The organism is Pseudomonas sp. B23(2017), from assembly GCF_002113725.1.
GTDB lineage: Bacteria > Pseudomonadota > Gammaproteobacteria > Pseudomonadales > Pseudomonadaceae > Aquipseudomonas > Aquipseudomonas putida_Z.
In genome coordinates this window covers 1-22,395 of record NZ_NEJM01000004.1, presented here as the reverse complement: position 1 = coordinate 22,395, position 22,395 = coordinate 1, and the positions used below count along the sequence as shown (strand labels likewise).

Genomic DNA, 22,395 nt, shown 5'->3' with positions numbered 1-22,395 from the left:
ATACAGGCATGGCGCCAGCCCTGCGGTCTTGCACGATCCCTGTGGGAGCGGGTTCACCCGCGAAGCAGGCGCCGCGGTGGATGGCACCGGCTACGCCGGTGTTCGCGGGTAAACCCGCTCCCACACTGACCGTGCAGGCTTCAAGGTCTTTGATTCAGGCCATTGCCTGTACACGCATGGCGCCACGCCTACGGTCTTGCACGATCCCTGTGGGAGCGGGTTCACCCGCGAAGCAGGCGCCGCGGTGGATGGCACCGGCTACGCCGGTGTTCGCGGGTAAACCCGCTCCCACACTGACCGTGCAGGCTTCAAGGTCCTCTACAGGCAGGGCGCCAAGCCTGGGCCTTGCGCGATCCCTGTAGGAGCGGCCTTGTGTCGCGATCGGGCGCGAAGCGGCCGCCAAACCTGCATCCCGTATCTCCAGGACACACGGCAGCGCCTGAATTGCGGCCGCTGCGCGCCCGATCGCGACACAAGGCCGCTCCTACACCGGACAGGCTTCACAATTATTAACAAAGTATCAAATGAGACAAAATTGACTCATTTTGCTTTCGCCAATATCATTCGGGCCGTTTTTCCATCTAAAGCTCGGGTGAATCATGAGCAACTTGCGTGCAATAGGAATGGCCAGCTGCCTGGCGGCAGCAGTCGCGCTGGCCGGCTGCGGCGAAGCGGAAGCGCCGCCGTCTGCGGCCCAAAGCGCCTTTCCGGTGCAGACCGTGACGGTCGCCAGCGAACCCCTGACCCTGGCGGCAACCCTGCCGGGCCGGGTCGAACCCATGCGTGTCGCCGAGGTGCGCGCACGGGTGGCCGGCATCGTCCTGCACAAGCGTTTTGAAGAGGGCGCCGACGTCAAGGCCGGCGATGTGCTGTTCCAGATCGACCCTGCGCCATTCAAGGCCGCGCTGGCACGCGCCGAAGCCGACCTGGCCAAAGCCCGGTCGGTAATGCTCGAAGCCCAGGCGCGGGTGCGCCGCTACGAACCCTTGGTGAAAATCGAGGCGGTCAGCCAGCAGGATTTCGACACCGCCAGCGCCGAGCTGCGCAGCGGCCAGGCCGCGGTGCGTTCGGCCCAGGCCGATGTCGAGACCGCGCGCCTGAACCTGGGCTATGCCACGGTCAAGGCGCCGATCTCTGGCCGCATCGGCCGCGCACTGGTCACCGAAGGTGCACTGGTAGGGCAGGGTGACGCCACGCTCATGGCGCGTATCCAGCAGCTCGACCCGATCTACGTCGATTTCACCCAGTCCGCCGCCGATGCCTTGCGCCTGCGCCAGGCACTGAAGGACGGCGCGCTGGCGGCCGGTGACCAGCAGGCCCTGACCGCCCGGGTGGAAGGCACTGACTATGAGCGCCCGGGCGCGCTGATGTTCACCGACGTCGCGGTCGACCGCGGTACCGGCCAGGTCACCCTGCGTGGCCGCTTCGACAACGCCGACGGCATCCTGCTGCCGGGCATGTACGTGCGCGTGCGCACCCCGCAAGGCACCGACAACCAAGCCATCCTCGTCCCGCAGCGCGCCATCCAGCGCGGCAGTGACGGTGAAGCGCGGGTGATGCTGGTGGGCATTGGCGGGGTTGCCGAGGCGCGCAGCGTGCGCACCGGTGCCATGCACGGTGCCCGCTGGCAGGTGACCGAGGGCCTGCGCCCAGGTGACCAGGTGATCGTTGGCAGCCCTGCCGGCCTGGCCCCGGGCATGCCGGTGGCCCCGGCCCCGGCGCAACAAGCCGCGGTGCGTTGAGGCGAGGGTTACGAGATGTCCAAGTTCTTCATCAAGCGGCCGAACTTCGCCTGGGTCGTGGCGTTGTTCATTTCCCTGGCCGGGCTGCTGGTAATTCCCGCGCTGCCGGTGGCCCAGTACCCCAACGTGGCTCCGCCACAGATCACCATCACCGCTACCTACCCGGGCGCTTCGGCCAAGGTGCTGGTGGAATCGGTGACCAGCATCATCGAAGAGTCGCTCAACGGCGCCAAGAACCTGCTGTACTTCGAGTCCACCAACAACTCCAACGGCATGGCCGAGGTGGTGGTCACCTTCGAACCAGGCACCGACCCGGAGCTGGCCCAGGTCGATGTGCAGAACCGCCTGAAGAAGGCCGAGGCGCGCATGCCGCAGGCGGTGATTACCCAGGGTATCCAGGTCGAGCAGACCAGTGCCGGCTTCCTGCTGATCTACGCCCTCAGCTACAAGGACGGCGCCGGCCAGGCCGATACCACGGCGCTGGGCGACTATGCCGCACGCAATATCAACAACGAGCTGCGCCGGGTCCCGGGCGTGGGCAAGTTGCAGTTCTTCTCGTCGGAAGCTGCCATGCGGGTGTGGGTAGACCCACAGAAGCTGGTCGGCTACGGGCTGTCGATCGATGACGTGAGCAACGCCATCCGTGGCCAGAACGTGCAGGTGCCGGCTGGCAGCTTCGGCAGTGCGCCTGGCAGCAGCCAGCAAGAGCTGACCGCCACACTGGCGGTGCAAGGCACCCTGGACGACCCACAGGCGTTCGGCCGCGTGGTGCTGCGCGCCAACCCGGACGGTTCGCTGGTGCGCCTGGCCGATGTCGCACGCCTGGAAGTGGGCATGGAAAGCTACAACTTCTCCTCGCGCCTGGACGGCAAGCCTGCGGTGGCCGGTGCGGTGCAGCTGGCACCGGGCGCCAATGCGCTGAAAACCGCCGAGCTGGTCAAGCAGCGCCTGGCCGAGCTGAGCGAGTTCTTCCCCGAAGGCGTCGAGTACTCGGTGCCGTACGACACCTCGCGCTTCGTCGACGTGGCCATCGAAAAGGTCATCCACACCCTGCTCGAAGCCATGGTGCTGGTGTTCCTGGTGATGTTCCTGTTCCTGCAGAACATCCGCTACACGCTGATTCCGTCGATCGTGGTGCCGGTGTGCCTGCTGGGCACGCTGATGGTGATGAAGCTGATGGGCTTCTCGGTGAACATGATGACCATGTTCGGCATGGTGCTGGCCATCGGCATCCTGGTCGACGACGCCATCGTGGTGGTAGAGAACGTCGAGCGGATCATGGCCGAGGAGGGCCTGTCGCCGGCCGATGCCACGGTCAAGGCCATGGGCCAGGTGTCTGGCGCGATCATCGGCATCACCCTGGTGCTGTCGGCGGTGTTCATGCCATTGGCGTTCATGTCGGGTTCGGTGGGGGTGATCTACCAGCAGTTTTCCCTGTCGCTGGCGGTGTCGATCCTGTTTTCGGGCTTCCTCGCGCTTACCTTCACCCCGGCCCTGTGCGCCACGCTGCTCAAGCCGGTGGCCCCTGGGCACCATGAAAAGCGCGGCTTCTTCGGCGCCTTCAACCGCGGCTTTGCGCGGCTGACCGAGCGCTATTCGGTAATGAACAATGCCCTGGTGCGCCGTGCCGGCCGCTACATGCTGGTGTATGCCGGCATCCTGGCGATGCTGGGCTACTTCTACCTGCGTTTGCCGGAATCATTCGTGCCGGTGGAAGACCAGGGCTATGCCATTGTCGACGTGCAGCTGCCGCCGGGCGCCAGCCGTGTGCGTACCGATGCTACCGGGCAGGCCCTGGAGCAGTTCCTGATGTCGCGTGAAGCCCTGGCCTCGGCGTTCATGGTCAGTGGCTTCAGCTTCTCCGGCATGGGCGAGAACGCCGCGCTGGCGTTCCCTACCTACAAGGACTGGTCGGTGCGCGGCGCCGAGCAATCGGTGGATGCCGAAACCCAGGCGATCAACGCGCAGTTCGCCGGCTACGGCGATGGCGCGATCATGGCGGTAAACCCGCCACCGATCGATGGCCTGGGCAACGCCGGTGGTTTCGCCCTGCGCCTGCTCGACCGGGGCGGCCTGGGCCGTGAGGCCTTGCTGGCAGCGCGCGACCAGATCCTGGGCCAGGCCAACGGCAACCCGATCATCCTCTACGCGATGATGGAAGGGCTGGCCGAGGCGCCGCAGCTGCGGGTCGACATCGACCGGGAAAAGGCCCGCGCCCTGGGCGTGACCTTCGAGACCATCAACAACACCCTGGCCACCGCCTTTGGTTCGGCGGTGATCAACGACTTCACCAACGCCGGCCGGCAACAGCGGGTGGTGGTGCAGGCCGAACAGGGCGAGCGCATGACCCCGGAAAGCGTGCTGCGCCTGTACGCGCCGAATGCCGATGGCCAGCAGGTGCCGTTCAGTGCCTTCGTCACCACCCGCTGGGAGGAAGGGCCGGTACAGATCGTGCGCTACAACGGCTACCCGTCGATCCGTATTTCCGGTGATGCCGCACCAGGCTACAGCACTGGCCAGGCGATGGCCGAGATGGAGCGTCTGGTCAGCGAGCTGCCGCCGGGGATCGGCTACGCCTGGACCGGCCTGTCGTACCAGGAAAAGGTCTCCAGCGGCCAGGCCGGCAGCCTGTTCGCCCTGGCCATCCTGGTGGTGTTCCTGCTGCTGGTGGCGTTGTACGAAAGCTGGGCGATCCCGCTGACGGTGATGCTCATCGTGCCGATCGGCGCACTGGGTGCGGTGTTGGCGGTGATGGTCACCGGCATGCCCAACGACGTGTACTTCAAGGTTGGCCTGATCACCATCATCGGCCTGGCGGCGAAGAACGCCATTCTGATCGTCGAGTTCGCCAAGGAACTGTGGGAGAAGGGTTACAGCCTGCGTGACGCCGCCATCGAGGCCGCACGCCTGCGCTTCCGGCCGATCGTGATGACCTCGATGGCGTTCATCCTCGGCGTGGTGCCCCTGGCCATCGCCAGCGGTGCCGGTGCGGCCAGCCAGCGGGCGATCGGCACCGGGGTGATCGGCGGCATGCTCAGCGCCACCTTGCTGGGCGTGGTGTTCGTACCGATCTGTTTTGTCTGGGTGCTGTCGCTGCTCAAGCGCAAGCCAGCGCCACAAGCCCAAGCCGTCGAGGTGCCGGAGTGATGGTCATGCGTAATCTGTTTGTGCCCTTCACCCTGGCGTTGCTGACCAGCGGCTGCTCCCTCGCGCCGACCTACCAGCGCCCCGAGGCGCCAGTCGCCAGCCAGTGGAACGATGCCGCCAGCCACGGGCAACAGGTGGACCAGCTGGGCTGGCAGGCGTTCATCGTCGACCCGGTGTTGCGTCAGCTGGTGAGCACGGCGTTGGACAACAACCGCTCGCTGCGCCAGACCCTGCTGGACATCGACCAGGCGCGTGCGCAGTACCGCATCCAGCGTGCCGACCGCGTGCCGGGGCTGAACGCCGCGGCTTCCGCCAACCGCCAGCACCAGCCCGCCGGGCTGTCCGGCGATGGCCGTGAAGGCGTTGCCAGCAGCTACCAGGTCGGCCTGTCGTTGCCTGAGTACGAGGTGGACCTGTTCGGCCGGGTGAAGAGCCTGAGCGATGCGGCCCTGGAGCAGTACCTGGCCACCGAAGAGGCTGGCCGCGCCGCGCGCATTGCCCTGATCGCAGAAGTGAGCCAGGCCTACCTGAGCCTGGACGGCAGCGAGCGGCGCCTGGCCCTGACCCGGCAGACCCTGGCCAGCCGCGAGGACTCGCTGGCCCTGATCGGCCAGCGTCGCGCCGCCGGTACGGCCACGGCGCTGGACCATCAGGAGGCGCTGGGCCTGGTCGAGCAGTCCCGTGCCGAGCTGGAGAACAATCTGCGCCAACAGCGCCAGGCCTGCAACGCGCTGGTGCTGCTGGTGGGCAACAGCGAGGCGACCAAGGCCCTGCCGGCCGAACGCCAGGCGGCGCCCAGCGTGCTGCAGGACATTGCCCCTGGCGCGCCGTCGGCGCTGCTTGAACGGCGCCCGGACATCCTCGCCGCCGAGCACCGTTTGCGAGCGCGCAATGCCGATATTGGCGCGGCGCGGGCGGCATTCTTCCCGCGCATCAGCCTGACCGGCAGTTTTGGCACGTCGAGTACCCAGGTATCCGGCCTGTTCGATGGCGGTTCGCGCAGCTGGAGCTTCATGCCGCAGTTGTCATTGCCAATCTTCGATGCCGGGCGCAACCGGGCCGGGCTGAGCCTGGCCGAGGCGCGCAAGGACTCGGCGGTGGCGGCTTATGAGGGGACGGTCCAGCAGGCGTTTCGTGAGGTGGCCGATGCCCTGGCGGCTACCGATACCTTGCGGCGTGAGGAAATCGCCCGTCGGGCCTTGGCCGATACCAGCCGGGCAACGGTGGCCCTGGCCAAGGCGCGTTATGAAGGCGGGATAGACAGCCACCTGCGCTACCTGGATGCGCAGCGTAGCGATTTTGTGAACGAAGCGGCGTACATCGAGGCAAGTACGCAGCGGCAGCTGGCGCTGGTGGACCTGTTCCGCGCCCTGGGCGGCGGATGGCCGGCGCGCGGCTGAGAAAGGCTCCTTTGGTTGGGTGATCCAACCGCTTTGGCCCCTGGGACTTGTGCTCAGGGGCCTTTTTTTGTTCCCAAGGCCGCTCCCACAGTGCCCGCTTTCAGGGCCTGGCCAGTGCCCCCTGCAGGAACAGTTGCTCCAGCGCCTGCGCCGAATTGGCACTGGCCGCACGCCCACGCCGTTCGGCATCGGCCATGCCGTAGATCTGGGTGATGAACATCTCGGTGAACACCGCCGCGCTGATGTCGATGCGCAACACGCCCATCTGCTGCGCACGCAGGAAAAACGCATCCATCGCCTGGGTGTAGGCCAGCCAGCGGCGGTCTTCGTTGTCGTTCAGCAGGGTGTCGGGACGGTACTGGAACATCAGGAACACCAGCATCTCGCGGTGCTTGAGGTGCTCGGAAATCAGGTGACGCACGGCGGCCAGCGGTTCGGCCGTGTGCAAGGCGGCATTGTCGATCACCTGGTTGAGCACCTGTTCACCATGGTTCTCGAGCATCGCCACCAGGTTGTCGCGGGTGCCGCAGAAACGGTGCAGGGTGGCTTTGCTGACGCCAGCGGTTTCGGCCAGCTCCTTGAGGGTGGCGCGGGGGTGGACCACGATGGCGTGGGCCAGGGCCTTGAGCAGGCGTTCATCGTGCGGGGTGGGTTGCATCGGCATGCCTCGCGTGGTTCGCATGCCAATCATTGTGCAGGAAATGGGAGGGGGATCAAGCGGGATGGTCTCATTTGAGACTTTTTTGTGTCTTTGCTGGCCTCTTCGCGGCTAAAGCCGCTCCTACAGGTACTGCACCGGCCATGAGGGTGGCGCAGCACCTGTGGGAGCGGCTTTAGCCGCGAAAGGGCCCTAGCAGGCTACCGCGATCAATGAGGCCCGCGCGGAATGGTCTTCAGCAGGTCTTCCGGGCTGATATGCCCAACCACCTGCGCAACCGCGCTGCCCGGGGTCGGCAGGTCGATGATGTGGTTTTTCATCTTGCCAATCACGTGCATTTCACACGGCTTGCAATCGAACTTCAGGGTCAGCACTTCATCACCCTGGATCAGCTGCATCGGCGCTACCTTGGTGCGCACGCCGGTCACGCCCTTGGCCTGCTTGGGGCACAGGTTGAAGGAGAAGCGCAGGCAGTGCTTGGTGATCATCACCGGCACTTCGCCGTGCTCTTCATGGGCCTCGTAGGCCGCGTCGATCAGTTGCACGCCGTGGCGGTGGTAGAAGTCGCGGGCCTTCTGGTTGTACACGTTGGCCAGGAACGACAGGTGCGACTCGGGATATACCGGCGGTGGCGTGGTCTCGGCCTTGCGCCCGCCACGCGGGTGCGCCTGCACCCGTGCTGCAGTCAGCGCCTCGATGGCTTCGCGGCGCAGGGCCTTGAGCTGCGAGTTGGGGACGAAGTACGCCTGCGGGGCGTCCAGCTCGATGCTGTCGGCGTGGTACATGGTGGTACCCAGCTGGCCGAGCAGGTCGTGCAGCTGGTCCAGCGCCTGCTGCGGCTTGTTGGCCGGGCCGAACGGGCCGTCCAGTGCCACTTGCGCGCTCACGCCTTCCTCGCTGGTGACGGTCAGCGCCAGGCGTTGCTCGCGCAGTACCGCGTGCCATTGCACACCGACGCGGCGCTCGGCCGAGGTGCGTTGCAGGGCTTGCTGCCAGTTGTGGTCGAGGTTGCGCGACAGCGGGTGGTTGGGCCGCAGCTTGTGCAGGCCTTCGGGCATTTCGTTGGGCTCGACGCGGTAGCGGTAGCGCTTCTCGCCGTCTTCCTCGAACTCGCCACGCGGTTCGGCGATGTTGGCGCGGAAGCCCACCACTTCGCGCTTGACCAGCACATTGAGGCCGTCGCCGTTGGTCAGCGGCACCTCGGTAACCACCTGCAGGTCGCGCTTGCCGACCTTTTCCACCACACCCACCGGCAGGCCGGTGAAGGTTGGCGAGTCGAAGGCGCCGATGTCGACCTTGCGGTCGGTGACGAAGTAGTCGGTGCTGCCGCGATGGAAGGTCTTGTCCGGGTCGGGCACGAAGAAGTGCTCGGTGCGGCCGCTGGAGGCGCGGGCCAGCTCCGGGCGGCCTTCGAGGATGGCGTCGAGCTCCTTGCGGTAGTGGGCGGTGATGTTCTTCACATAGGCCACATCCTTGTAGCGGCCTTCGATCTTGAACGAGCGCACGCCGGCATCGACCAGGTCGGCCAGGTTGGCGGTCTGGTTGTTGTCCTTCATCGACAGCAGGTGCTTCTCGAACGCGACCACGCGGCCCTGGTCATCCTTCAGGGTGTAGGGCAGGCGGCAGGCTTGCGAGCAGTCGCCGCGGTTGGCACTGCGGCCGGTCTGCGCATGGGAGATGTTGCACTGGCCGGAGAAGGCCACGCACAGCGCACCGTGGATGAAGAACTCGATGGCGGCGTCGGTTTCGGCGGCGATGGCGCGGATCTGCTGCAGGTTCAGCTCACGCGCCAGCACCAGCTGGGAGAAGCCGGCCTGGTCGAGGAACCTGGCCCGTTCCAGGGTGCGGATGTCGGTCTGGGTGCTGGCGTGCAGCTCGATCGGCGGGATATCCAGCTCCATCACCCCCAGGTCCTGCACGATCAGCGCGTCGACACCGGCGTCGTACAGCTGGTGGATCAGCTTGCGCGCGGGCTCCAGCTCGTTGTCGTGGAGGATGGTGTTGATGGTGGTGAACACGCGTGCATGGTAGCGATGGGCGAACTCGACCAGTTCGGCGATATCGCTGACTTCGTTGCAGGCGTTATGGCGCGCGCCGAAGCTCGGGCCACCGATGTAGATGGCGTCGGCGCCGTGCAGGATCGCTTCGCGGGCGATGGCCACGTCACGGGCAGGGCTGAGCAGTTCCAGGTGATTCTTTGGAAGGGACATGTCGTTATAGGTTCGGGCTGTCACGGTTTAGGCGGGCATTGTAGCGGCGAAACGGGCTGGCGGCATCATCGGGGTGCTTGTAGGAGCGGCCTTGTGTCGCGAAGGGCCGCAACGCGGCCCCGGCAATATCTGCTGCGCAGCTGAGAACCTGGGGGCGCTGCGCACCCCAATCGCGACACAAGGCCGCTCCTACAAGGATCGTGCCTCAGGCAAAAGTCAGCGCTTGGCAGCCATTGCGGTCACTTCCACGCGCATGCCTTCGAACGCCAGTGCAGCCACGCCCACGGCGGCGCGTACCGGCCAGGGCTTGCTGAAGAAGCGCTGGTACACCTCGTTGAATGCCGCGCGGTCGGCCATGTCGGTGAGGTAGATGGTCAGGTGCAGCACGCGGTCCATGCCGCTGCCGGCCTTCTCCAGCGCCACTTTCAGCGCCTGCAGGGTGCACTCGCTCTGCTCGACGATGCCGCCCAGTTCCAGGCTGCCATCGGCGTGGGTCGGGATCTGCGTGGTGACCAGCACGCCGTTGTATTCGGCAACGTCGGAGGAAATCGACTCGGCGTCGGGGTCCGGGGTGTAGATGATGTCTGCTTGTGCCATGGTGTGTCTTGCCTTGCTACGGAAGGAAAGCGGCAAGCCTACGCGAGCGCGCCGGCACGGTCGAGGGCACCCCGGTGTTTGAAATGCGCGGCGTTCGCCGTCAGAATCGCGGCCGATTGCAAAGCAGGGGTTTACGTTGAACGAACAGACATTGTCCAGGCGCCTGGAGCGCGTGGCTGCACAAGTACCGCAAGGCGCGCGCCTGGCCGACATCGGCTCGGACCATGGCTACCTGCCGGTGGCCTTGATGCTGCGCGGCGTGCTGGACGCGGCGGTAGCGGGCGAAGTGGCGCAGACGCCGTTTGCCTCGGCCCAGCGCAACGTGCGCAGGAACGGCCTGGAAGGGCGGGTCAGCGTGCGCCTGGCCAATGGCCTGGCAGCGGTCGAGGCGGAAGACCGCATCACGGTGATCAGTATCTGCGGCATGGGTGGCGACACCATGTGCGAAATCCTCGAGGCCGGCAAACAGCGCCTGGCTGGCGTCACCCGCCTGGTGCTGCAGCCTAATGGCGCCGAGCGCGAACTGCGCCAGTGGCTGGTGGGCAATGGTTACCGGATCGTCAGCGAAGAGCTGCTGCGGGAAAACCGCTTCGACTACGAGATCATCGTCGCCGAGCCGGGCGGGGCGGCGTACACCGCTGAACAGCTGTACTTCGGCCCGGTGCTGGTGCAGGAGAAAAGCGAAGCGTTCCTGGTCAAGTGGCGGCGCATGCTGCGGCAGAAGCAGCAGACCCTGGCCAACTTCGAGCGGGCCCGCGGTGCGGTGCCTCAGGCGAAAATCGACGACTTCAGGCAACAGGTCGGCTGGATCACCGAGGTGCTGGCCTGACTCACTGCTGCGAGCAGTTGCCCATTTCCCGGTAGTCGATTTCGCGCTTCTGGCCCTGGTGGTCGACATACACCATGTGCGCGGTGCCAACCTGGCAGTCGGCGGCGTTGCTGGCCGGGGTGATGGAGATGACCTTGGCCACGTCCAGCGGCATGCCGTATTCGTAGTTGCTGCTGCTGACCGGCTGGTTGCTGCCGGTGTCGGCAAGGGCACCGAACGAGGCGAGAGTAGCGGCAACGGCAAGGACAGCGATCGAACGTTTCATGGCAGGCTCCTTTTTTTCAATGTATGGCTAATGATCCATTCATTGGTCATCCACAATAAATGGGCTAACCCGTGATAGATTCCTGCCTGTAACGCAAGAATAAGACCGAACAAGGAGCACACCTTCATGGACATGCTGCATGCCATGCGTACCTTCGCCCGTGTGGTGGAATGTGGCAGCTTCGCTGCGGCCGCCAATGCCCTGGACATATCTGCGGCGCAGGTTTCGCGCATCGTTGCCGAGCTGGAAAACCAGCTGCAGACCCGCCTGCTGCACCGCACCACGCGGCGTTTGCGCATGAGCGAGGCGGGCGAGCGGTTTCTCGAGCGCTCGCGGCAGATCATGTTGCTGACCGAAGAGGCGGTGGGCGAAGCCCGTGGCGCGCACCTCACGCCCCGCGGCCACCTGCGTTTGCATTGCCCGCACGGCCTGGGCCTGTTGCTGATGCCGCTGGTGGCCGGCTACAACGCATTGTGCCCGGAGGTGGTGATCGAGCTGACCCTGTCCCAGCGCAACCCTGACCCGCTGGCCGAAGGGCACGACGTGGTGATTACCGTGGACGGGGCGTTGCCGGATTCGCAGCTGATCGCCGTGCCGCTGGGCAACATTTTCAGCATCCCCTGCGCGGCGCCGAGCTACCTGGTGGCCCACGGCGTGCCAGAGCGCCCGGAAGACCTGCACCAGCACCGTTGCCTGCGCATGGCTTATCCGATGTACGAAGGTGACTGGGTGTTCCCGCAAGGGGTTGACCAGTGCGTGATCGCACCGAGCGACAGTTTTTCCACCAACGTCGCCGACGCCATGCTGGTGGCCAGCGAGCTGGGCATGGGCATTGGCCTGCTGCCGTTCTACACCGCCAGCCAGGCGATCGAGCAGGGGCGGTTGTGCCGGTTGCTGGCGCCGTATCGCCTGCGCGAGAGCGCGCTGTATGCGATCTACCCGTCACGGCATTACCTGGATGCCAAGGTGCGCACCTGGATCGACTACCTAAAGGAGCAGTTGCCGGCGCTGTTCGAGGGGCATGCCAGGGTGGTGGATGATTCGCGCTATTGGCGATAGCCGAGTGCGGGGCGGTTAACGCTGGCCCTTGCAGGAGCGGCCTTGTGTCGCGAAAGGGCCGCAAAGCGGCCCCAGGATGTCAGCTTCGATGCACAAATTGCCGGGGCCGCCATGCGGCCCTATCGCGACACAAGGCCGCTCCTACAGGGATCGCGCAAGGTTTTAAAGCGGGTAGTGCTTCAACTCCCGCGCAATCAGCATCCGCTGGATCTCGCTCGACCCTTCATAGATCTGCGTGATCCGCGCATCGCGGTAGTAGCGCTCCACCGGGTAATCCTCCAGGTAGCCATACCCGCCATGCACCTGGATCGCCATCGAGCACACCCGCTCGGCCATTTCCGAAGCGAACAGCTTGGCCTGCGAGGCCTCCGACAGGCACGGCTTGCCGGCGCTGCGCAGGCGCGCGGCATGCAGGATCAGCAAGCGCGCGGCATTCACCTGCACCTGCATGTCGGCCAGCAGGTTGGCGATGCTCTGGTGTTCGTTGATCGGCTTGCCGAACTGCACCCGATCACGCGAGTAGACCAACGCCGCCTCGAACGCGGCGCGGGCAATGCCCAGTGCCTGGGCAGCAATGCCGATACGGCCGCCCTCGAGGTTGGACAGGGCGATGGCCAGGCCCTTGCCACGCTCACCGAGGATGTTGGCGGCAGGGATGCGGCAATTGTCGAAGGTGACCGCGCAGGTGTCGGAGGCGCGGATGCCCATCTTGTGCTCGCTGCGATCGACCTTGAAGCCCGGGTTGTCGGTGGGCACCAGGAACGCCGACAGGCCCTTTTTGCCCAGCTCCGGGTCGGTCACCGCGAAGACGATGGCCAACCCGGCGCGGCGGGCGTTGCTGACGAACTGCTTGGCGCCGTTGATCACCCACTGGCCATCCACCAGCTCGGCGCGGGTGCGCAGGTTGTGCGCCTCGGAACCGGCCTGTGGCTCGGTCAGGCAGAAGCAGCCGATCACCTCGCCGGTGGCCAGGCGTGGCAGCCACTGCTGTTGCTGTTCGGCCGTGCCGTAGGCCAGCAGCGGGCCGCAGCCCACCGAGTTGTGGATACTCATCATCGCTCCGGTGGCACCGCAGCCGGCGGCGATCTCTTCCACCGCCAGGGCGTAGGCGACGTAGTCGGTGTAGCTGCCGCCAAAGTCTTCCGGCACCACCATGCCCAGCAGGCCCAGTTCGCCCATCTTGCGTACCACACCATCGTCGATCCAGCCGGCCTTTTCCCAGGCCTGGGCGTGCGGGGCGATCTCGCCACGGGCAAAGTCCCGGGCCATGTCGCGGATCATGATCTGTTCTTCGCTCAGTTCCAGGTCTTGCATCTGTGTACTCCCGGGCTCACAGGCCTTCGAAGAATTGGTCGACCCGCTGGCGTTGCAGTGCGGCCAGGGTCGGCGGGTTCCAGCGTGGCTGCTTGTCCTTGTCGATGATCAGCGCGCGCACGCCTTCGATGATGTCGCCGTGCTGGAACCACTGGCGGTCCAGGTGCAGCTCCATGGCAAAGCAGTCGTCAAGGCTCAGGTGGCGACCCCGGCGCAGCATCTCCAGAGTAACCGCCATGGCCAGCGGCGAGCGGCTTTCCAGCTGGTCGGCGGTGGCCACGGCCCAGGCGTGGCTGTCGCCAATGCTCACCGCACGCAGTTGCTCGACGATGGCAGGCACGTCGGGCAGGGCGAAGAAGTGGTCGATGACCGGGCGCAGTTTTTCCAGCGGCGCATCGTCGAGCACCTGGGTGCCGAGCCTGGCCAGCAGGTTCTGCAGGTCCTTGAGTGGCTGGTCGCCGAAATGCAGCTGGTCCAGGCCCTTGTCGAGGGCTGCCAGCTGGTCGCTGGCCAGGTACCAGTCGGCCAGGCCGCAGTACAGTGCATCGGCTGCCTGGATCTGGCTGCCACTGACGCCCAGGTAGGTGCCCAGCTCGCCAGGGATGCGCGACAGGAAGTAGCTGCCACCCACATCCGGGAAGTAGCCGATTGCCACTTCAGGCATGCCCAGGCGGCTGCGCTCGGTGACCACGCGCAGGTCGCAGCCCTGGGCCAGGCCCATGCCGCCACCGAGGGTGAAGCCGTCCATCAGCACCAGCACCGGCTTGCGGTAGCGGTGGATGGCCAGGTCAAGAGCGTATTCCTCGACGAAGAAGGTTTCATGCAGCGTTTCGCCAGCCTTGAAGCTGTCGTGCAGCGAGCGGATATCGCCACCGGCGCAGAAACCCTTGGGGCCCTCGCCACGCAGTACCACGGCGTGCACGTGCGGGTCTTCGGCCCACAGGTCGAGGTGCTGGCGCAGGCTGCGGACCATGTCCAGGGTCAGGGCATTGAGGCCGGCGGGGCGGTTCAGGGTCAGATGGCCGATCTGGTTGCGGACCTCGGCCAGCACATGGTCGGTTGCCGAGGTATGAGCGTGCGCAGTCATTGCGTTCTCCCTGCTTTGTTATTGATTTTCCAAGTGAAGTCTGGAGTTCGCTGGAGGATCGCAGGATCCTGTCATGCGAATTTGCCTTGCACAATCGACAAATCTGCAGGGGGATTCTGCATTTTTGTCTTGTGTGGCGATAACGCCACTCTACCAAGGTTTCAGGTTGGCCGGCTGGCCCTATCGCCGGCAAGCCAGCTCCCAGGTACCGCACAACTTTCAAGGCCTGCGCTGTACCTGTGGGAGCTGGCTTGCCGGCGATAGGGCCATGAGCGACAGCGCATATGCTAAATCGTTACCCTGACCGTAACGATCAGTGCCTGAGCTTGATTGATGCGCAACCACCCCAGCCCTAAGGTGACCCCCACGACAGCGAACCCGTGGAGTCACCATGACAACAACCAAGAATCCACCGCCGCAATGGTCGCGGCGGCGCGCCGAAAAGCAGCGCCGCCTTGACCGGGTCCGCCACCTCGCCGACGGCGTGGTGCTGCCCACCGAGCGTATCGTCGAAGCCCTGGAACTGCTTCTGGCTCCCGGCGACCGGGTAGTGCTCGAAGGCAACAACCAGAAGCAGGCCGACTTCCTCTCGCGTGCGCTGGCCAAGGTCGACCCTGGGCGCCTGCACGACCTGCACATGATCATGCCCAGCGTCAGCCGCGCCGAGCACCTGGACCTGTTCGAACGTGGCATCGCCCGCAAGCTCGACTTCTCCTTCGCCGGCCCGCAGAGCCTGCGCATTGGCCAGCTGCTGGAAGACGGCCTGCTCGAAGTCGGTGCCATCCACACCTATATCGAGCTGTACTCGCGGCTGCTGGTCGACCTGATACCCAACGTCACCCTGGTGGCTGGTTTCATGGCCGATCGCGATGGCAACCTGTTCACCGGCCCCAGCACCGAAGACACCCCGGCACTGGTGGAGCCGGCCGCGTTCAGCGACGGCATCGTCATTGCCCAGGTCAACCAGCTGGTGGACCGCGTGGATGACCTGCCACGGGTCGATATCCCGGCATCCTGGGTCGATTTCGTGGTGGTTGCCGACCAGCCTTTCTATATAGAGCCGCTGTTCACCCGCGACCCGCGCCATATCAAGCCGGTGCACGTGCTGATGGCGATGATGGCCATTCGCGGCATCTACGAAAGACACCAGGTGCAGTCGCTGAACCATGGCATTGGCTTCAATACCGCCGCCATCGAGCTGATCCTGCCTACCTATGGCGAGTCCCTGGGCCTGAAGGGCAAGATCTGCCGCAACTGGACACTCAACCCGCACCCGACGCTGATCCCGGCCATCGAGACCGGCTGGGTGGAAAGCGTGCATTGCTTCGGCACCGAGCTGGGCATGGAGGACTACATCGCCCAGCGCCCGGACGTGTTCTTCACCGGCCGTGATGGTTCGCTGCGTTCCAACCGCATGATGTGCCAGCTGGCCGGGCAGTACGCCGTCGACCTGTTCATTGGCGCCACCCTGCAGGTGGATGGCGATGGCCATTCCTCGACCGTGACCCGCGGCCGCCTGGCCGGCTTCGGCGGTGCCCCGAACATGGGCCACGACCCCCGTGGCCGGCGCCATGCGACCCCGGCCTGGCTCGACATGACCGTGCCGGAAACCATGCTCGAACGCGGTCGCAAACTGGTGGTGCAGATGGTCGAGACCTACCAGGAGGGCGGCAAGCCAACCTTCGTGGAAACCCTCGATGCCGTGGAAGTGGCCAGGAAAGCCGGCATGCCGCTGGCACCGGTGATGATCTATGGCGACGACGTCACCCACCTGCTGACCGAGGAGGGCATTGCCTACCTGTACAAGGCCCGCAGCCTGGAAGAGCGCCAGCAGATGATCGCCGCCGTGGCCGGGGTTACCGCCATCGGCCTGCGGCACGACCCCAAGGACACTCAGCGCCTGCGCCAGCAAGGCCTGGTCGCCTTGCCCGAAGACCTCGGTATCCGCCGCACCGACGCCAGCCGCGAACTGCTGGCTGCGCGCAGCATCGCCGACCTGGTCGAATGGTCCGGCGGCCTCTACAACCCGCCTGCACGGTTCAGGAGCTGGTGATGAAAGCACTCGACTTGCAACCGCGTGGGCTTCTTCGCGAGCACAGGAATAGTGATGCATTTGAAGATTGCGCGATCCTTGTGGGAGCGGGCGTGCCCGCGAAGAGGCCGGCACAGGCAACCAAATTACCCCTGGCCGACCACCTGGCCGACCTGGCCGTGGAAGCCCTGATCGACGAAGCCGACCTGTCCCCCAAACCCGGCCTGGTCGACCGCCGTGGCAACGGCGCCCACCACGACATGACCCTGGCCCTGATGCATGCCTCGGCCCTGGCCCTGTGGCCATGCCTGCGCAACATGGCCGAAGCCGCCCAGGCCATCGGCACCATCGGCCAGCCCCTGCGCGCCACCCTGGGCCAGCTCGGCCGCGAAGGCGAGGCGGCGATGCTGGCCGCCACCGGCGGGGTCAACACCCATCGCGGCGCAATCTGGGCCCTCGGCCTGCTGGTAGCATCCAAGGCCCTCGACACCCAGGCTGATACCAACACCCTGGCTGCCCGTGCCGGTCGCATCGCACTGTTCGACGACCCCGCCATGACCACCCAAGACAGCCATGGCCTGCAGGTACGCCGCCGCTATGGCACTGGCGGCGCCCGCGAACAAGCGCAACAAGGTTTCCCGGCGGTTATCGGTCACGGCCTGCCGCAACTGCAGCGCAGCCGCGCCGCCGGTGCCAGCGAGCCGCACGCCCGGCTGGACGCGCTGCTGGCGATCATGGCCGTGCTCAACGATACCTGCGTGCTCTGGCGCAGCGGCCCGACCGGGCTGGCTGCCGTCCAGCACGGCGCCCGTACCGTGCTGAGCGAAGGCGGCAGCGCCACGCTGGCCGGGCGCCGACAGCTGCGCCGGCTGGACCAGCACCTGCTGCACCTGAATGCCTCACCGGGCGGCGCCGCCGATCTGCTGGCCGCCTGCCTGTTCCTCGACAAAGCCGGGAGCCTGTGACATGGAAACCCTGACCTTTCAATTCCCCGCCGCCGCCCCTGGGCGTGGCCGCACGCTGGTGGGCTGCGTCAGCTCCGGCGACCTTGAAGTGCTGATCGAACCCGGCACCGCCGGCAGCCTGCAAATCCAGGTGGTGACTTCGGTCAACGGCAGCGCTGCCCGCTGGGCGCAGCTGTTCCAGCGCCTGTTCGAGGGCCGCACCTGGCCGGCCGTGAACATCGACATCCATGATTTCGGCGCTACCCCAGGCGTGGTGCGCCTGCGCCTGGAGCAAGGCTTCGAGGAGATCGCCCATGACTGATATCGCACGCCTGCTGCACAGCCGCAGCTTTGTCGAACTGGACGCCCGCCAGCGCGCCCGCGCCGTGCTCGACCCGGGCAGCTTCCGTGAACTGCTGGGCCCGTTCGACCGGCTGATGTCACCCTGGCTGCCGCGCCAGGGCATCGTGCCCCAGGCCGATGATGGCGTGGTCATTGCCAAGGGCCTGCTGAACGGGCGCAACGCTGTGGTTGCCGCCATCGAAGGCGGCTTCCAGGGCGGCAGCATGGGCGAGGTGGGGGGGGCCAAGATCGCCGGTGCGCTGGAGCTGGCCATCGAAGACAACCGCAACGGCATCCCCACCTGCGCCGTGCTGCTGCTGGAAACCGGCGGTGTACGCCTGCAGGAAGCCAACCTGGGCCTGGCGGCGATTGCCGAAATACAGGCGGCGATTGTCGAGCTGCGCGCCTGGCAGCCGGTGGTCGGTCTGGTCGCAGGTTCGGTCGGCTGTTTCGGCGGCATGTCCATCGCCGCCGGCCTGTGCAGCCACTTGCTGGTCACCCGCGAAGCCCGCCTGGGCCTCAACGGCCCGCAGGTGATCGAGCAGGAAGCGGGCATCGGTGAATACGACGCCAAGGACCGCCCCTTCATCTGGAGCTTGACCGGCGGCGAGCAGCGCCACGCCAGCGGCCTGGTCGATGCCTATGTGGCCGATGACATCGAGGTTTTGCGCGAACGCTTGCTGCAATTGCTCGACGAGCCTTCAAGGGATCGCGCCGGTCAACACGCCTGGTTCCTCGAACGCCTGGCCCGGCTGGGCGATGGCTGCCCGCAACTGGATGCCGCTGCCGTGCGTGACCTTTACCAAGGAGAAACCAAATGAACCGTGCCTTGAACTGGCTGCCGGGCCTGGCCGGCGGGCAAGCCTTGCCCGGCTACCCCGCGTCGTTGCGGGTAATCGATGGCGAACTGGACAACCGCCTGGCGCGTTTCATCGCCGTGGTGCCGGACGCCGACAACCCGTTCCCCCGGGCGCGCTCGGGCGAAGTCGGCCTGCTGGAAGGCTGGGGCCTGGCCAAGGCCGTGAGCGAAGCGGTCGAGGCTGACCGCCACGGCCAGAAGCGCGCCATCGTCGCGGTGATCGATGTGCCCAGCCAGGCCTATGGCCGCCGTGAGGAGGCGTTGGGTATTCACCAGGCTTTGGCCGCTGCGGTGCAGGCCTATGCCCAGGCGCGGCTGGCCGGGCACCCGGTGATCGGCCTGCTGGTCGGCAAGGCCATGTCTGGTGCCTTCCTGGCCCACGGTTACCAGGCCCAGCGCCTGATCGCCCTGGACGATGCCGGGGTCATGGTGCACGCCATGGGCAAGGCGGCGGCGGCGCGCATCACCCTGCGCAGCGTCGAGCAACTGGAAGCCCTGGCCGCCGAGGTGCCGCCGATGGCCTACGACCTGGCCAGCTACGCCTCGCTGGGCCTGCTGTGGCGCCGCCTGACGGTGGACAACGCCGAGACGCCGAGCAGTGCCGACATCGCCCAGGTACGTGCCTGCCTGGCAGATGCAGTGCGCGACATCGGCAGCTCGAGCGACCTGTCGTCGCGGCTGGCGGGCGAAAACCGCAGCGCCTCGCGCCAGGTGCGCGAACAGCTGCGCCGCCAGTGGCAGGGCGCTTGAGATGAACGCGCCAAGGCCGCACGACCTGCTCTGGGGCATGCCCGTATCGGGCCTGCCTGCTGATGCGCCGCGTTGGGCGCAGGATGTGCTGCTGAGCGGCCAGCCGGTGGTGGTGCGCCGTGCCACTTGTGCGGACGGCTGGGTGGCGGTGGGGCTGCGTGGCCAGGGCAGGGCGCAGCGGTCGGGTGTACTGATGCGGCTGGGCGATATCCAGTGTCAGCAAGGCCCCGAAGCGCTGCGCTGGCAAGCTGAAAGCCCTTGGCCTGCATTGCAGGCCCTGGCTTCGGTCGCCCCGGTACTGGATGCCAGCGGCCTGGCCTGGGGGCCGACAGGTGGGGTGGGGTACCAGATCGCGACCGGTATGGAGGTGGTACACGCCGACAGCGACCTGGACTTGCTGCTGCGTACGCCACAACCGCTGGCCCGGGCGCAGGCGCGTGAGCTGCTGGATATCCTCGATTGCGCGCCTTGTCGTATCGACCTGCAGCTGGAAACCCCGGCCGGTGCTGTCGCCCTGCGTGAGTGGGCCGGCTTCGCCCGCCGCGTGCTGCTCAAGTCGGCCCATGGCCCACGCCTGGTCAGCGACCCATGGGCAGCGATGGAGCGTGCAGCATGAGCAGCCTGTTCGCCTTCCCCGGCCAGGGCGCCCAGCAGGTGGGCATGCTGCAGCGCCTGCCTGAGGGTGCCGGGCAATTGCTGGAAGAGGCCAGTGACACCCTCGGCCAGCAGGCCCTGGCGCTGGACAGCCAGCAGGCCCTGCAGACGACCCGTGCCGTGCAGCTGTGCCTGCTGCTGGCTGGCGTGGCCTGGGCGCGCTGGCTGATGCAGCGCAGCCCCGCGCCGGATTACGTGGCGGGCTTGTCGATTGGCGCCTATCCGGCGGCGGTCACGGCGGGCGCCCTGGGCTTTGCCGATGCCGTGCGCCTGGTTGCCCTGCGTGGCGAACTGATGCAGCGCGCCTATCCGCAAGGCTACGGCATGACCGCACTCAGCGGCCTGGACCTGGCCTGTGTCGAACGCTTGCTGAGCGATACGGGTGGCGAGGTGTATGTCGCCAACCTCAACAGCGACAACCAGATCGTCATCGCCGGCAGCGATGGCGCGATGGCTGCGGTTGCCGCCAAGGCACGCCGGCTGGGCCAGGGCGTGGCCCGGCGCCTGGCGGTCAGCGTGCCATCGCATTGCCCGTTGCTGGATGGCCCGGCGGCCGAACTGGCCAGTGCCTTCGCCACGGTCGAGCTGCAGCGACCGCGTATCACCTACCTCAGCGGCAGCAGTGCACGGCCGATATTTGACCCACAGCGTCTGCGCGACGACCTGGCCGGCAACATGGCGCGGGTGGTCGATTGGCGTGCTACGTTGCGCAACGCCTATGAGCGTGGCGTGCGCCTGCACCTGGAGCTGCCGCCCGGCAACGTGCTCGGCGGGCTGGCCCGGCCGGTGTTCGAACAGGGCAGGGTGGTTGCTGTTGAAGGCACCCGTTGGGACACCCTGGATGCGCTGCTGCGCCAGGAGGTGGCCAACGAACGATGATGGCTACACCGCGGCGGATAGTGACCCCTGTGGGAGCGGCTTTAGCCGCGAAGAATCCAACGCGGTGCATGGCACCGGCTGCGCCGGTGTTCGCGGCTAAAGCCGCTCCCACAGAGTTCAGTTCCATGGGGGCAAAAGCTCCACAAAAGTGTGTTTACGAAGAACAACAACAAGCAACTTCGACACTACCTGAGGACAACAACAATGATCATCTATGGTGTGGCACTGCTGGCGGTCTGCACGCTTGCCGGCGTCATCGTCGGCGACTTCCTGGGCGTGCTGCTGGGCGTCAAATCCAATGTGGGCGGGGTCGGCATCGCCATGATCCTGCTGATCTGCGCACGCCTGTACATGCACCGCAACGGCGGCATGAGCAAGGAATGCGAGTTCGGCGTGGGCTTCTGGGGCGCCATGTACATCCCGGTGGTGGTGGCCATGGCTGCCCAGCAGAACGTGGTCACCGCTCTGCACGGCGGGCCGGTGGCGCTGCTGGCGGCAGTGGGTGCGGTACTGGTGTGCGGTGCGACCATTGCCCTGATCAGCCGCAGCCACCGCGGCGAACCCCTGCCGGCAGTGGAGGCCGGCCCCGAAAGCAATGTGCAGGCTGCCCCTGCAGGAGGGCGTTGATCATGTGGCCGATCATTGACAATGCCCTGGAACATAACGGTTTGATCACTGCCTTTGCGGTGGTGGGCGCGATCATGTGGTTGTCGGTGGTGCTGTCGAAGTACCTGACCTTCGGCCGCGTGCACGGCTCGGCCATCGCCATCGTCATCGGCCTGGTGCTGGCCTGGGTCGGTGGCACCATTACCGGTGGCCAGAAAGGCCTGGCCGACATGGCGCTGTTCTCCGGCATCGGCCTGATGGGCGGGGCCATGCTGCGCGACTTCGCCATTGTCGCCACGGCCTTCGAGGTGCAGGCCACCGAGGCGCGCAGGGCCGGGATGATCGGCGCGGTGGCGCTGCTGCTTGGCACGGTGCTGCCGTTCATTGTCGGCGCTGCGGTGGCCTACGCCTTCGGTTACCGTGATGCGGTGAGCATGACCACCATCGGTGCGGGTGCGGTGACCTATATCGTCGGGCCGGTGACCGGTGCGGCGCTGGGGGCCAGCTCGGACGTGATGGCGCTGTCGATTGCCACCGGGCTGATCAAGGCGATCCTGGTGATGGTGTTCACCCCGGTATCGGCGCGCCTGCTGGCGCTGGACAACCCACGTTCGGCGATGGTGTTCGGCGGGTTGGCGGGGACGGTGTCGGGGGTGACGGCCGGGCTGGCGGCGACCGACCGGCGCCTGGTGCCGTACGGGGCGCTGACAGCCACCTTCCATACCGGGTTGGGTTGCCTGATGGGCCCGTCGATCCTGTACTTCTGCGTACGCGCCCTGGTCGGTTGACAACAATCTGCTGGACTGCGCAGACCCCTTGCAGGAGCGGCCTTGTGTCGCGATCGGGCCGCAACGCGGCCTCAGCGATATCCGCACCGCAGCCAAGATCCTGGGGCCGCTGCGCGCCCCATCGCGACACAAGGTGAACTGGCCTAATGATTTTGGACACCTTCATCGGGCGTTATGATGGCGCCCAATTGGAGGCAAAATCAGTGCGTAAATCTTATTCAAGAGAATACAAA

The 22,395-nt window shown here is 66.2% G+C and carries 20 protein-coding genes; 14 read left to right on the top strand and 6 right to left on the bottom strand.

The features are described 5' to 3' along the window. Nucleotides 1-599 precede the first annotated feature (599 nt). The 3 genes from CAG46_RS08030 to CAG46_RS08020 are packed head-to-tail and all read left to right on the top strand — an operon-like array spanning nt 600 to nt 6,289. Nucleotides 600-1,742 (top strand): MexC family multidrug efflux RND transporter periplasmic adaptor subunit, encoded by a 1,143-nt coding sequence (locus CAG46_RS08030; RefSeq protein ID WP_085616879.1) that lies wholly within the window; start codon nt 600-602, stop codon nt 1,740-1,742. Nucleotides 1,743-1,757: 15 nt separating this feature from the next. Further along, nucleotides 1,758-4,889: an efflux RND transporter permease subunit gene (locus CAG46_RS08025; protein WP_085616876.1), complete on the top strand. Its 3,132-nt coding sequence runs from the start codon at nt 1,758-1,760 to the stop codon at nt 4,887-4,889. Further along, entirely contained in the window at nt 4,889-6,289 is a 1,401-nt protein-coding gene (locus CAG46_RS08020; RefSeq protein ID WP_178080688.1) for an efflux transporter outer membrane subunit, read from the top strand. Before CAG46_RS08025 ends, CAG46_RS08020 begins: the two co-directional genes overlap by 1 nt. Nucleotides 6,290-6,389: 100 nt before the next feature. Here CAG46_RS08020 and CAG46_RS08015 read toward each other — a convergent pair whose 3' ends face one another. From CAG46_RS08015 to CAG46_RS08005, 3 genes are all read right to left on the bottom strand, one after another. After that, nucleotides 6,390-6,947, bottom strand: a complete 558-nt coding sequence (locus CAG46_RS08015; protein WP_085617101.1) for a TetR/AcrR family transcriptional regulator — start codon at nt 6,945-6,947, stop codon at nt 6,390-6,392. 209 nt (nt 6,948-7,156) lie between these two features. Then, entirely contained in the window at nt 7,157-9,157 is a 2,001-nt protein-coding gene (locus CAG46_RS08010) for a U32 family peptidase (RefSeq protein ID WP_085616874.1), read from the bottom strand. A gap of 216 nt (nt 9,158-9,373) precedes the next feature. Continuing rightward, the gene (locus CAG46_RS08005; RefSeq protein WP_015270613.1) at nt 9,374-9,754 is read right to left on the bottom strand and encodes a RidA family protein; all 381 of its coding nucleotides are present in this window, start codon (nt 9,752-9,754) and stop codon (nt 9,374-9,376) included. Nucleotides 9,755-9,890: 136 nt separating this feature from the next. Here CAG46_RS08005 and CAG46_RS08000 point away from each other — a divergent pair, with 136 nt between their 5' ends. Beyond that, nucleotides 9,891-10,583, top strand: coding sequence for a tRNA (adenine(22)-N(1))-methyltransferase TrmK (locus CAG46_RS08000; protein ID WP_075045087.1), 693 nt, complete (start codon nt 9,891-9,893; stop codon nt 10,581-10,583). Between the two features lies 1 nt (nt 10,584). On the opposite strand, the gene CAG46_RS07995 is transcribed toward CAG46_RS08000, so the two are convergent. After that, on the bottom strand, nt 10,585-10,848 hold the full coding sequence (locus CAG46_RS07995; RefSeq protein ID WP_075045088.1) for a DUF2790 domain-containing protein: 264 nt from the start codon (nt 10,846-10,848) through the stop codon (nt 10,585-10,587). 126 nt (nt 10,849-10,974) lie between these two features. Here CAG46_RS07995 and CAG46_RS07990 point away from each other — a divergent pair, with 126 nt between their 5' ends. Further along, nucleotides 10,975-11,907, top strand: a complete 933-nt coding sequence (locus CAG46_RS07990; protein WP_085588409.1) for a LysR family transcriptional regulator — start codon at nt 10,975-10,977, stop codon at nt 11,905-11,907. Between the two features lie 162 nt (nt 11,908-12,069). Here the strand turns inward: CAG46_RS07990 and CAG46_RS07985 are convergent, their stop codons facing one another. Next, nucleotides 12,070-13,221, bottom strand: coding sequence for an acyl-CoA dehydrogenase family protein (locus tag CAG46_RS07985; protein WP_075045375.1), 1,152 nt, complete (start codon nt 13,219-13,221; stop codon nt 12,070-12,072). Between the two features lie 16 nt (nt 13,222-13,237). Then, nucleotides 13,238-14,308, bottom strand: a complete 1,071-nt coding sequence (locus CAG46_RS07980) for an enoyl-CoA hydratase/isomerase family protein (RefSeq protein WP_085616872.1) — start codon at nt 14,306-14,308, stop codon at nt 13,238-13,240. Between the two features lie 391 nt (nt 14,309-14,699). On the opposite strand from CAG46_RS07980, the gene mdcA reads away from it, so the two are divergent. The 9 genes from mdcA to madM all read left to right on the top strand — a co-directional run bounded on the left by mdcA (nt 14,700) and on the right by madM (nt 22,162). After that, on the top strand, nt 14,700-16,361 hold the full coding sequence (gene mdcA / locus CAG46_RS07975; RefSeq protein ID WP_025339387.1) for a malonate decarboxylase subunit alpha: 1,662 nt from the start codon (nt 14,700-14,702) through the stop codon (nt 16,359-16,361). After that, the gene (locus CAG46_RS07970; protein WP_085616870.1) at nt 16,361-17,305 is read left to right on the top strand and encodes a triphosphoribosyl-dephospho-CoA synthase; all 945 of its coding nucleotides are present in this window, start codon (nt 16,361-16,363) and stop codon (nt 17,303-17,305) included. Before mdcA ends, CAG46_RS07970 begins: the two co-directional genes overlap by 1 nt. A gap of 1 nt (nt 17,306) precedes the next feature. Beyond that, nucleotides 17,307-17,606, top strand: coding sequence for a malonate decarboxylase subunit delta (locus CAG46_RS07965; protein WP_024087234.1), 300 nt, complete (start codon nt 17,307-17,309; stop codon nt 17,604-17,606). Then, nucleotides 17,599-18,447 carry a biotin-independent malonate decarboxylase subunit beta gene (locus CAG46_RS07960; protein WP_085616868.1) on the top strand — a complete coding sequence of 283 codons (849 nt, stop codon included), beginning with the start codon at nt 17,599-17,601 and terminating at the stop codon, nt 18,445-18,447. Before CAG46_RS07965 ends, CAG46_RS07960 begins: the two co-directional genes overlap by 8 nt. Beyond that, nucleotides 18,444-19,235, top strand: coding sequence for a biotin-independent malonate decarboxylase subunit gamma (gene mdcE, locus CAG46_RS07955; RefSeq protein WP_061552611.1), 792 nt, complete (start codon nt 18,444-18,446; stop codon nt 19,233-19,235). Before CAG46_RS07960 ends, mdcE begins: the two co-directional genes overlap by 4 nt. A gap of 1 nt (nt 19,236) precedes the next feature. Next, a complete protein-coding gene (locus CAG46_RS07950; RefSeq protein WP_085616866.1) occupies nt 19,237-19,851 on the top strand; it encodes a malonate decarboxylase holo-ACP synthase in 615 nt (204 codons plus the stop codon). Further along, the gene (gene mdcH / locus CAG46_RS07945) at nt 19,848-20,768 is read left to right on the top strand and encodes a malonate decarboxylase subunit epsilon (RefSeq protein WP_085616864.1); all 921 of its coding nucleotides are present in this window, start codon (nt 19,848-19,850) and stop codon (nt 20,766-20,768) included. Before CAG46_RS07950 ends, mdcH begins: the two co-directional genes overlap by 4 nt. Before the next feature lie 204 nt (nt 20,769-20,972). Further along, complete coding sequence (gene madL, locus CAG46_RS07940; RefSeq protein ID WP_003258591.1) at nt 20,973-21,395, top strand: malonate transporter subunit MadL; 423 nt, start codon at nt 20,973-20,975, stop codon at nt 21,393-21,395. 2 nt (nt 21,396-21,397) lie between these two features. Then, complete coding sequence (madM, locus tag CAG46_RS07935) at nt 21,398-22,162, top strand: malonate transporter subunit MadM (protein ID WP_024087229.1); 765 nt, start codon at nt 21,398-21,400, stop codon at nt 22,160-22,162. Nucleotides 22,163-22,395: the final 233 nt, after the last annotated feature.